The organism is Streptomyces sp. NPDC055078 (assembly GCF_053607985.1).
Genome location: NZ_JBSGUP010000251.1, coordinates 1 through 10,975 on the forward strand (window position 1 = coordinate 1; position 10,975 = coordinate 10,975).

The 10,975-nt window shown below is 68.0% G+C and carries 9 protein-coding genes; 4 read left to right on the plus strand and 5 right to left on the minus strand.

What is annotated here, in order from left to right:
* Positions 1-56: 56 nt before the first annotated feature.
* A complete protein-coding gene (locus tag ACWF94_RS21145; RefSeq protein ID WP_453490424.1) occupies positions 57-623 on the minus strand; it encodes a DUF6542 domain-containing protein in 567 nt (188 codons plus the stop codon).
* Between the two features lie 191 nt (positions 624-814).
* Here ACWF94_RS21145 and ychF point away from each other — a divergent pair, with 191 nt between their 5' ends.
* The 3 genes from ychF to ACWF94_RS21160 all read left to right on the plus strand — a co-directional run bounded on the left by ychF (position 815) and on the right by ACWF94_RS21160 (position 2,908).
* Positions 815-1,903 (plus strand): redox-regulated ATPase YchF, encoded by a 1,089-nt coding sequence (ychF, locus tag ACWF94_RS21150; protein WP_453490426.1) that lies wholly within the window; start codon positions 815-817, stop codon positions 1,901-1,903.
* A gap of 325 nt (positions 1,904-2,228) precedes the next feature.
* The gene (locus ACWF94_RS21155) at positions 2,229-2,513 is read left to right on the plus strand and encodes a hypothetical protein (RefSeq protein WP_453490429.1); all 285 of its coding nucleotides are present in this window, start codon (positions 2,229-2,231) and stop codon (positions 2,511-2,513) included.
* A complete protein-coding gene (locus ACWF94_RS21160) occupies positions 2,495-2,908 on the plus strand; it encodes a DNA-binding protein (protein ID WP_453490432.1) in 414 nt (137 codons plus the stop codon). Before ACWF94_RS21155 ends, ACWF94_RS21160 begins: the two co-directional genes overlap by 19 nt.
* Positions 2,909-3,179: 271 nt before the next feature.
* On the opposite strand, the gene ACWF94_RS21165 is transcribed toward ACWF94_RS21160, so the two are convergent.
* Positions 3,180-3,422 carry a DUF6248 family natural product biosynthesis protein gene (locus ACWF94_RS21165; RefSeq protein WP_453490435.1) on the minus strand — a complete coding sequence of 81 codons (243 nt, stop codon included), beginning with the start codon at positions 3,420-3,422 and terminating at the stop codon, positions 3,180-3,182.
* Positions 3,423-3,845: 423 nt separating this feature from the next.
* On the opposite strand from ACWF94_RS21165, the gene ACWF94_RS21170 reads away from it, so the two are divergent.
* A complete protein-coding gene (locus ACWF94_RS21170) occupies positions 3,846-4,775 on the plus strand; it encodes an MBL fold metallo-hydrolase (protein WP_453490438.1) in 930 nt (309 codons plus the stop codon).
* Positions 4,776-5,279: 504 nt separating this feature from the next.
* Here ACWF94_RS21170 and ACWF94_RS21175 read toward each other — a convergent pair.
* From ACWF94_RS21175 to ACWF94_RS21185, 3 genes are all read right to left on the minus strand, one after another.
* Positions 5,280-5,570, minus strand: coding sequence for a transposase domain-containing protein (locus tag ACWF94_RS21175; protein ID WP_453490441.1), 291 nt, complete (start codon positions 5,568-5,570; stop codon positions 5,280-5,282).
* Positions 5,571-6,251: 681 nt separating this feature from the next.
* A complete protein-coding gene (locus tag ACWF94_RS21180; protein ID WP_453490443.1) occupies positions 6,252-8,048 on the minus strand; it encodes a zinc-ribbon domain-containing protein in 1,797 nt (598 codons plus the stop codon).
* A 573-nt stretch (positions 8,049-8,621) separates the two neighbouring features.
* Positions 8,622-10,975 (minus strand): amidohydrolase family protein (locus tag ACWF94_RS21185; protein ID WP_453490446.1); only part of this gene is annotated, 2,354 nt, incomplete at its 5' end.

Sequence of the window (10,975 nt, forward strand, 5' to 3'; positions counted from 1 at the left end):
CAGGCCCTTCCCGCGGGCGGCGGATCAGGCTCTCCTCGCGGGCGGCGGACGGCGACCTAGCGGCGGCCGGGCGGCGGTCCTGGCCGTACGCGGCGCCTGCGGCGTGCCATCGACCGTACCTTCCGTACGCAGGTGATCAGCCCCGCGACGAGGGTGCCGCCGTACAGCCAGCCCGCGTGGACGGCCAGCGAGGTGACGACGGCCATGATCTGCCCGCCGATGCCCCCCTCCCCGCCGGAGATCGGCAAGATCCCCACGGCGAACGCGATCGGTACGCCGATGGGGGCGGTGACCAGGTCGGCTTCCCGCACCCAGAGCGCGGTCAGCGCGCAGACGGGCAGAAAGAGGACCCCGTACACGACGGCGGAACCGTCGAGCAGCAGCCAGTCCAGCGTCCCGATCACCAGCATGGTCACGGAGGTGAACAGCCCGGCGCCGAGCCCGGTCAGCCGGGGGGCGGGCAGCCGGCGCAGGGCGAGCACCACGGGGGGCACCGGCCGGGCGGGCGGCGTGGGCGGCCGTACCCCGTACACCACGGGAACATCGGCGAGCGCGCTGGGTGAGGAGAGAGGCGGCTGAGGCCGTTGTCTGCTCCGGGGGTGACTGGTCCTGGGCTGCTCCACGTGACCAACGTAGGCCGCAAGGGGGCGGGAAACGGGCACGGGACACGCCCTTTGGCTCACCTTGGCGCAGCGTTCGACTCCCCGATCGTGTGATGGACCCGCTCGACCGGCCCGTAAACTGGGGGATCGGCCCATATCCGGGCCCCCGCCGCACGGCCACCGGCCGGTCCCCACTCCAGGAAGTCGCCAACGTGTCGCTCACGATCGGAATCGTCGGCCTGCCGAATGTCGGCAAGTCGACCCTGTTCAACGCCCTGACCAAGAACGACGTGCTGGCGGCCAACTACCCGTTCGCCACCATCGAGCCCAATGTGGGCGTCGTCGGCGTCCCCGACGCCCGCCTCGCCCGGCTGGCCGAGGTCTTCGGCTCCGCGCGCATCCTCCCGGCGACGGTGGACTTCGTGGACATCGCGGGCATCGTCCGGGGCGCGAGCGAGGGGGAGGGCCTGGGGAACAAGTTCCTGGCGAACATCCGTGAGTCGGATGCGATCTGCCAGGTCATCCGCGCCTTCAAGGACGAGAACGTCGTCCATGTCGACGGCAAGGTCTCCCCCAAGGACGACATCGAGACCATCAACACCGAGCTGATCCTCGCCGACCTCCAGTCGGTCGAGAAGGCCGTCCCCCGCCTCACCAAGGAATCCCGCCTCCAGAAGGACAAGATCGCGGTCCTCGCCGCGGTCGAGGAGGCCCAGAAGATCCTGGAGTCCGGGCAGACCCTCTTCTCCGCCGGCATCACCAAGGGCACCGAGCGGGGCCGGCTCCTCCATGAGCTGCACCTCCTGACGACCAAGCCCTTCCTCTACGTCTTCAACGTCGACGAGGACGAACTGGTCGACGAGGACTTCAAGAACGAGCAGCGGGCCCTGGTCGCCCCCGCCGAAGCGATCTTCCTCAACGCCAAGATCGAGTCCGAGCTGATCGAACTCGACGACGACGAGTCCCTCGAACTCCTCCAGTCCATGGGCCAGGAAGAACCCGGCCTCGCCACCCTCAGCCGCGTCGGCTTCGACACCCTGGGCCTCCAGACCTACCTCACCGCCGGCCCCAAGGAAACCCGCGCCTGGACGATCCCCAAGGGCGCCACCGCCCCGGAAGCGGCCGGTGTCATCCACACCGACTTCCAGAAGGGCTTCATCAAGGCGGAGGTCATCTCCTTCGACGACCTCATGACCACGGGCTCGGTCGCGGAGTCCCGCGCGAAGGGAAAGGCGCGGATGGAGGGCAAGGACTATGTGATGCAGGACGGGGATGTGGTGGAGTTCCGCTTCAACGTGTAGCCGGTGACATATCACCACGTCGCTGATCTGGCAAACATGCAGGTCAGAGAGGGTCCGACTCTTCGGGGTCGGGCCCTTGGTTTTTTCCCGTGCTGGGATCGTGCTGGGATGGCTGACCCCTCGTCACCTGTCATCACCCCTGTTCATTCCTACTGTGCTGGGATCGTGCTGGGATGGGATGAGAAGCCTGTGCTGGGTTTCGGGCAGCGATCTCCCGATGCGACAGGCGGGCGGGTGGGGCTCCATCCGCACGACCCTTCACGACTCCGGGGCCGTGCAGATTCGATCTGTGGCGCTTTTCCTACTCGTTTGACACACTTGGGCTATGGCTGAGACGACGTACAGCATCGGCGAAGGGCCGGCGACACGGGTGAGCCTGTCGCTGCCGGAGGGGACTGCGGAGGCGATTCGGGCGCGGGTGGGCAAGCGGGAGTTCTCCGCGTTCATTGCCGATGCGGTCGAGCGTGAGCTGCGCGGGCAGATCCTTGACGAGTACCTGGCGGATTACGAGAGCCGGAAGGGGCCGGTCTCCGAGCAGGCTCGTCAGCGGGCGCGGCAGGTCTTCGACGAGGTGTTCGCTGAGGAGGGTGAGTGGTCCGCCGCAAGCTGAGTCACGAAGGGACGCTGGTCCTGGACAGTGAGGGCCTCTCGAAGCTGCTCGCCGACGACGAGCAGGTGGTAGCTCTGGTCGCTGAGTCGCGCTCGCGCGGCATGGAGGTCGTGGTGAGCGCACTCACCATCATCGAGGCCGTCCACGCCCGCACGAACAAGTCTCGCCTGAACTGGGTGCTCTCCGGGCTGCGCGTGGTCCCGGTGGGCGACGTAGAGGCGAGGGCAGCCTCCGAGCTGCTGATGGGTGCCGGCTTGCACGGGCACAAGTACGCGATTGACGCGGCGGTCGCCGAGGCCGCGCTGCGACAGCACCGCCCCGTGGTCATGCTGACCTCCGACATCGACGACATGGCCAAGCTCTGCGGCGATCGCATCCGGCTCGTGGTGGTGTAATTTCCCCTGGTCTGCTTGCTGCCTTTCGACGGTTAGTCAGTGCGTGGCGGTGGAGCTATCAGCATTCAGCGGATCACCGGTTTCGGTAACCGGCGATCCGTCGCTATGTTGCCGCTCTTCCGCCTCTTGGTGAATTCCGTAGGTCGCGGACGGACCCAAGGGGCGTCGGCGAGGTGATCCAGAAGTCCTTGCAGCACCGGGGCTGACCAGCGCGCCCCGCCGGGCCTCTCGCTGTCCGGCGTCGGGTGGCCGCTCCCCCGGCGGGACTCCGTCAGAACAAGGTGTACTGCGCCTCGTCCATCTCACCCCGGGCGCGGCGGCGGCCTCCGCGGACGGTCGCCCCGTCCAGCCAGGAGCTGTCCGCCGTACCCGCCGTCTCCGGCAGGGCGCCGGGCGCGTCCTTTGGGCCGTTCTCGGGGCAGGGGCACCGGCACCACCACACGCAGGGCTCGCCGCCGGGGCAGCGGTTCCGGACGACCGCAGGGGATGACGGCCGGCCAGGGGACGAGGTCATCGTCGTTCACACAGACGCAGACTCCCTTGCCACCTCGGGATCCCTTAGATATAAGTATCTCACTACTGAGATTCCCGGGCCGGATCTCCGACCTGGGAGCCGGTCCGAAGTCGCTGTCAGGCGGGTTGAACCGACTCATCGATGCCGGATCGAGCAGTGAACAAGGGAGTTTCCATGCTTGATCCGTGCTGTGGTTCGAACGGACCAGAAATCGGACCGGAATGGAGTCGGCGGACCGTCCTGGGCGGTTCGGTCGCCGTGGGACTCGCAAGTCTCTCAGCATCGACGAGCGCACATGCCGCGAGCCGTCCACATGACCAGCGCCGTCGGCCGGATCCAACCGGAATGAGCGTGCACACGCTTGGTACGGCCGGTGGACCCCTGTGGTATCCGAGATCCTCGCGAGCCGGAGTGAGCACAGCCGTGGTTGTCGACGGCGCGGTCTACCTGGTCGACTGCGGCGACGGCGCACTTCGCCGGTACCGGGACGCCGGTCTCGGTGGGGGAGCGGGCGACGTCACCGGATTTGAGAACTTGCGCGCCTTCTTCCTCACCCACCTTCACCCCGACCACTACGTGGACCTGCCGGGGTTGTACCTGTTCGCACCTGTGATGGGCCTGGCACGGGGCGACTTCAGGCCGGTGCGGCTGTACGGCCCGGGCTCACGACCTGGACTTCCACCCGTTGACCCGCGAGTTCCCACACCGCCCGTGCTGGAACCCGACAGACCCACCCCGGGCTTCGCCGACCTCGTGGCGTCGATTCTCGCGGGAAACGCGACGACTCTCAACGAGAGCATGCGCGATACCGGGCGGGCCGACCCGCGTGCGCAACTCGAAGTGAATGAAGTCGTCCTGCCCGGCCACTTGGTCGTGGATCCGGACACCAACTCCGCGCCGACGATGCGACCGTTCGATGTCTACGAGGATGACCGGGTCCGGGTCTCCGCGATTCTGGTACCGCACGGAGCGACGTATCCGTCGTTTGCCTATCGGTTTGACTCGGAGCACGGCAGTGTCGTGATATCGGGAGACACGTCGAAATCCGACAACGTCGCGCGGCTTGCCCATGAGGCGGACATCCTCGTCCACGAGGTGGTCGATCCCGACTGGGCGAGGAACCTTCTCCCCGCACCCCTTTCACCTCGGCAGGAAGCGCTTGTCGACAAGCTCGTCGATGCACACACCCCGATCGCGGAAGTCGGCTCCGTGGCCACTGCGGCCGGCGCCCGCACACTGGTCCTGTCCCACCTGTCGCCGGCCAACCTGCCCGACAAACAGTGGCTGCGACAGATCCGCGGGTTCCGAGGCCGGGTTCGTGTTGCCCGGGATCTCGGGATCCATCGTGTGTAGCGCCGGCCGGCTGATCTCGGGCAGAGGCGCCGCTCGCCCGAATCTGTGAGAGCCATGACCCGTCACGGAACTGCTTGATCACGGGCAGGACGCGGTTGGCGGCCACCCGCCACAGCAGATCGGCGCCGGTGGCGGTGAACGCATGCCACAACGGGACACCCAGGAACTCACGATCGGCCAGGACGAGCTGACCCGCGCCGGCCGAACGCGGCAGGCGGCCCATCAGAGTGACTTCCCCGGTGCGGCAGCCGGTGAGTTCCCGCGTCCAGCACCGCATGACTGCCCACCTCCACCAACGCCGCCATCCGCACCTGCGGGAACGCGCTCCTGCCGGACCCGCGGCCACTTCCGGGACGTCCGAAGGCGGCTTCGTTCGCTTCGCTGTCCGCGACGTCCCAGCAGGTGTCGTCAACGGCGAGCAGCCGCGGGCCCCGCCAGAACGCGCCGGGCGTCGCCTCGGTGGTCATCGGCTTCGCGGTCGTGGCGAACAGCACCCGCAGCGGTTCAGAACCCAGCCGTTCCCGGGCCCTGAACGAGGACTTCGGCGGAACACGCCAGTTGCCCAGCAGCCCCACACCCCCCGACGAGGTGCCGCATCACTTCCAGATGCGGAGCAGGTGAGAACAACGCCAGCCCCAATACGAAGTACACCACCAGCCGCGCGGGAAGCAGCCGCTGACGCTGCTCACGACACCTGCACGCAGCCACCATCCGGTCCACCAAGCCCGGCGGATACACCCAGGTCAACAAGCCGAGGCCCGATAAGTCAGACACAATCGCAGCCACCCGAACCACCCCCGGGATCCACTGCCAAGCAGACTACGCCCACGGCAAAGGCAACGGCATTGGCCCTGGCGCATGGGCCCGATCCCACGCGTCATGCCACAGCTCGTCCCCCTCCCTGGCGGCCTGAGCTGCCAGCTCGTCGAGGCGTTCGCGGACCGTGAGTTCGTCGTGCCGCACAGGGGGAGCGCTGCGAGGTGTTCCCGGGTGTAGTAGCCGCGTTCGAGATCCTGATGCATGTACACGGCGTGCACGCGATCGGTTCTGACCTTGACTCGCTCGGGGCGGATGCCACGAAGACGCCGGTTGAAGGCGGCGTCGTGCACGTCGCCGGATCGGAAGTACGCCACGGTGGAGTGCGGCCAGGCTCGCTCTCCGGCCGGCCGGAGGCCAACGCCCTCCACTGCCGACACCGTCTTGCGCACCCTTGTGGTGAGCGCGGCTAGTGCTGTGGCCGGAAAGGTGGGCCGGTGAACCTTTCCGGTCACAGCACTAGCTGGTTCTCCGGGTACATCGCCACCGTCACCGCGCTCGCCCCCGGCCACAATGGGCCCATCTGTACCGTCGCAGGCGCCCCGTTCTACGCCAGGTCCTTCGGACCGCCTCGACGGCCCGTGCGCCCGCGTGAACTCCACATACCCCGGGGCGTCCAGTTGCGCTATGAAGTGGAGATACGGACCGTCCGCAGAACAGTCAGGACGAATCGTTTGATCTCGTGGCGGCCCAGTGCTGCACCTGGTTGATTACGGCATCCGGATCCGGGGCTGTGGAGTGGACGGTGAACTCGGTGTAGTCAGGGTCCTCGATCGGCAGGGGGGACAGGGGGTGCTCGCGCAGCCGGGCCACAAGGTACCCGGCGGCGAGCAGGTCGTGTGTCTTGTCCGCGTCGAGGTCGGCCTTGTCGGCGTGCCAGTAGGCGCCGTCGTACTCGATGACCAGTTCGCGACCGGGAACGGTACTCGTGACGATGTCGACCTGCCAGACGGAACGCCGAGTGAACGCCTGGTGGCGTAGCGCTCGGCCGGAGGCGGCTGTACCGAAGGCGCGCTCGGCGGCGGCGTGATGCAGGACCTCGATGCGGGACTTTCCGTGTTCTCTGCACTGGGGGCATTCGCTGCCGCTCGCCCGTGAACCGAGGGATGCCTGCCAGATGTGGTTGGGGTCCACAGGACATATCCATGTCGGGACGAAAGAGGTCTGAGCCGTGGGACGCACATGCCAGGCGGAGAGTGGGTTGTCGGGAGACCATTCGGCCGCCAGTTCGGGGAAATGGTAGGCGAGGGAGTCGAGGACGGTGCGGCAGACGGGGCAGCGCCGGCGGTGTCCCTTGTTGCGGCCGGCCGGGGTGTCCTGCCATTCATGGCCGCAGTCGGGGTTCCGCCACCACCTGGTCTTGCGAGAGCCCGGGGAGACGGTCGCCGGGTCGATGCCGGCGTTCCTCGTCGGATGCCACTGCGCTGCGATCTCCGGATCGAGCGCGTCGGGAGAGCGGTCGGACGGAGCACTGTTCATCCGCTCGGCGCGTGTGGCCAGGCCCCGGCAGGACGGGCAGCCCGACGTCAGATACTTGTGAGGGTTCAGGCGAGGGCTGTGCCCCTGCGGGCATCGGAACTTGCGCAGTGGACCAAGGCCGGCGACCGGTACGGTCCGGGGATCGGCGTCGTCGGCCCAGGCCGCCAGCAGTTCCGGAACATCGGCGACCGGGGTCGACCTGTAGCGCTCGTACTCCGCCTGCCAGGCGGCCCGCCGCTCGGGTTCACACGCGGGGCATTCCGGGACAGTGACCATGTCCAGGATGCGTTTCGTGAACTCCAGGTCGCAATGGGGGCAGCGCCAGGCCGCTTCCCTGCGTGCCTTGACGGTGGCGGTCTCCCACATCGCGGTCCCGTTGCGTTCATGGTCCCACCAGGTCACCGCCGCGAGCCCGCTGTCCTTGAGCAGCGCCGGAGGATGTGGAGAGGTCTGCCGGTCTCGGCGGGGGTTGGTGCCGCAGCGGCATCCGAAGGCGATGTCACCCAGGCGATCGGCGCTCAGCCGTAGGCAGGACCGGCAGCGGACATGGTGAGGATCGTCGGTCAGGGACGGCTCGGTCAGAGGTGCCAGATAGTCATATCCATGGGCTTCAGCATGCTCCCGCGCAGCCGCCTCTGCCACGGGGGCGAGGTTTGCGTAGGAACCCAGGCTCAGGCGGGATTCCCCGGCCCAGCGGCGCCAGAAGCACGCCCGGCATGTCGCCTCGCCCGAGGCGTTCTTCTCCAGTGTGTACTCGAACCGGTAGTGCGCCTCGCAGCCGCAGGCAAGACACCGTGTCAGCCGCCATGCTGTGGACTTGGAGAACGGTTCCAGGGGCTCCAGGCCACCCGCGCGAAGGATCGCGCTGATGTGGGTGTCACACCACGCATCCCGCGTGCGGGTCCGGTACGCGGTCGGCTCCGAGCATCCCGGATCGGAACAGAGCTGTACGGGCTTCTTGGGCTGCGGGGAACTCACATTCGGATTGTTCCATGCTGATCAACCGAATCCGGATTGCCCCCAGATGAGGAGTACCTCCCGCGCGTGCGCAGGCTGTGGACTGGCGAGCGACCTGAATGTACGCGGACCTGCCCTGCGACCGACACGAGAGCGGGCCTGCGGCGCGTGTTGTGACTGCCGGAGAGGACATACGTCTGGCGCACGAGCCGTCTGGATGTCGGACTGATGGTACGTCAGCCTGGTCGTCTTCGCTTCTGGCGCGGAAGCAGGAGAACAGCCGGTCGATCGGGTGGGTACTGCACATACGGCTGACTGCGCATCCTTAAGCGCGGTGAGACACCTTGAGGCGGGAGACTACCGAGGCTCGGGGAAAGCCGGGCAGCTCAAGAGGCTCAGGGATGAGGGGCATGCAGTCATCGGGGGCGCTGTCCGGATGCACGCGGTAGTGCTCGCCGCCGGTGGGGCGCGGGAGTGCTTGCGTTCCCGCGCCCTGTCCGCTCCGAACAGCCGGGCTTGTGCTTCGAAGGGCACACCGGACAACGTCGGGACTCACCGCTGATTGCTCCTCAGCCTGTGAACCTGCCCGTTCGGTCATGTGACGGCAGTTGGCACCCTGTTCATCAGGTCGGAGACCTCATACGGGACGCCGTTCGCGACGACCCTGCTGACGTCGGCCGCCGCGCTGATGTCCTGGAGGGGATTCCCGCGCAGGACGGCGAGATCCGCCAGCATCCCCGGTTCGATCCGACCGAGCTGCGAGCCGAGCCCGAAGGAACGGGCGGGGACCGAGGTAGCGGTGAGCAGCGCCTCGTAGGGGGTGAATCCCCAGCGGACCAGGGCCTGGAGCGACAAATGGAATCCGATCGAGGGCAGGGCTTCGCTCGGGAAGTCGGACCCGCAGCGCACCAGGCCGCCCCCACGGTGGATGCGCAGGCAGGCGTCCACGAGTGCCGCGAGCTTGGCGCGGGCCGGGCCCTGGTTCGTGCTCAGGATGCGTTGGCGCTGGGCGATCAGGGCGTCGTGGGCCCACTTCGGGAGCAGCCGGACGACGCGCTCGTCGTCGACGAATCCGGTGTCGGGCAGGATTGTCTCCGCGAACAGGGTCGCGGAGACGACGGTCCGCGAACCGATGTGGATGCCGATGCCGTCCTCGTATCCGCGTCCGAGTTCGCTGACCGCCTGGGAGTAGCCGCACCGGTTGGTCGAGCCGAGGTGTTCGACCTCGTCCTGTCCGTAGGCGGCACCCGGGTACAGGTTGTGGGACGACACGGGCAGACCGGCCCGGTGGGCGACCGCAACGGCGAGCTGCTGCAAATCGGAGGGGAACCGCACATAGGTCTTGATCAGCTCGGAGTCGAGCGCGAGCAGTTTGTCCAACTCGTAGGTGGCTTGCTGGGGGGTCGTCGTGGCCCGGATGACGTTCTGGAGCAGGCGGACGCCGTCCAGGGCCTCGCCGCTGCCGAGGAACCGCGGGCCGATCCGGACACCGGCGTCGATGGTGTCGCGCTGTTCGGCGGTCCGGTAGGAGGAGTCGCCCGTGGAACGGTAGGTCGTGATGCCGAACGCGAGCGAGAGCAGGTCCAGCCGCCGGCCGTAGAACTGCCACTGGACTCCGGGGTGGCCGTGGCATTCGATCAGGCCCGGGATGACGACCTGGTCGGAGGCGTCGACCACGGTCGCCCCCCGGGCGGAGCCCTGGCGCCGTCCGACGTGTTCGATCCGGTTCCCGTGAAGGGTGATGTCGATGTCGTGGCGGAGCCGGTCGGTGGCACCGTCCCAGACGGCACCGGCCCTGATGACCGTCCGGCCGCTCGGAGCGGCCATCCGCCAGGGCAGCCGGACCGGTATGTCGGTGAGCGGTTCTCCCCTGCGGCCGACGATCTTCAGTCGGCCGTGGTGCAGGTAGAGCAGGCGCTGGGAGTCACCGCTCCATGAGGGGGAGTCGGCGGTTTCCCCCGTGATGCGCCGTGGTGTTCCCGTGGGCGAGCCGTCCGGGGCGACGGGCACCAGCCACAGCTGTCCGTCCATCACGCAGGCCAGTGCCGTGCCGTCCGGAGACCACACCGGCCCCGTGTCCCCGCGTGCCGTCAGGGTCTTTCCGGGGGCCGGCTCGACCCAGCGGTTCGTACCCCGCTCGACGTCGATCACGACGATGTGGTTGACGCCTTCACGGAAGCGGGACGACGCCGGTCGGCCGACGACCATCGCCAGGTATCTGCCGTCCGGCGACCATGTCGGGGGGCCGGGAAGGAACGCCGGCGGATAGAGCCGCCGCTTCGTTCCCGTGGCCGGCTCGAAGACGAAGGTGGCGTACGTCTGGTCCTGGTAGGCGATCGATCTTCCGTCGGGCGACCAAGCCGGGTAGTACTCGGCCCCGTGGCCGGTCGTCAGCTGGGTGTGGGTTCCCGCCGCCCGGTCGTAGCACCAGATGTGGGGCGATCCGGTCCTGTCGCTCACGTAGGCGAGCCGGGTGCCGTCGCGGGACCAGGCCGGATCGGTCAGATACGAACCCGAGGCGAGCTTCCGGGCGGGGCTGTGGAGTTCGTGCAGCCAGAGCGCTCCCATCGCGCAGTAGGCGATCTTCTTCCCGTCCGGTGCCAGGACGGGTGCGACGATGCCCTTCGAACTGCCCCGGCGGCCGGCCCGGAAGTCCCGCACTCGCCGGCGGTAGCGGCTCCGCTTGACGTCGAAGGCGAAGACCGTGGGCACGGGGGAGACCGCGCCCGCCAGCGATCTCTTCCGGATCAGACCGTCGGAGGTGTACAGCAGTTCGTCGGGCGAAAGCCATACGGCGGGGAACGGGAAGACGTCTTCACCGCTTCCGCTCAGCACCTTGTCTCCGAGAACCAGTTCGGGCGTCCCGGGGTTCCTGCGTATGTACGTGATCTCATGCGTCGCCGGATTCCACGACGGAGCCGCGAGGCGGGTCGGCGACGTCACCAGGG

Coding starts and splice junctions, on each gene's coding strand:
- ACWF94_RS21155 (WP_453490429.1), top strand. CDS start 2,229: ATGGCTGAGACGACGTACAGCATCGGCGAAGGGCCGGCGACACGGGTG.
- ACWF94_RS21165 (WP_453490435.1), bottom strand. CDS start 3,422: ATGACCTCGTCCCCTGGCCGGCCGTCATCCCCTGCGGTCGTCCGGAAC.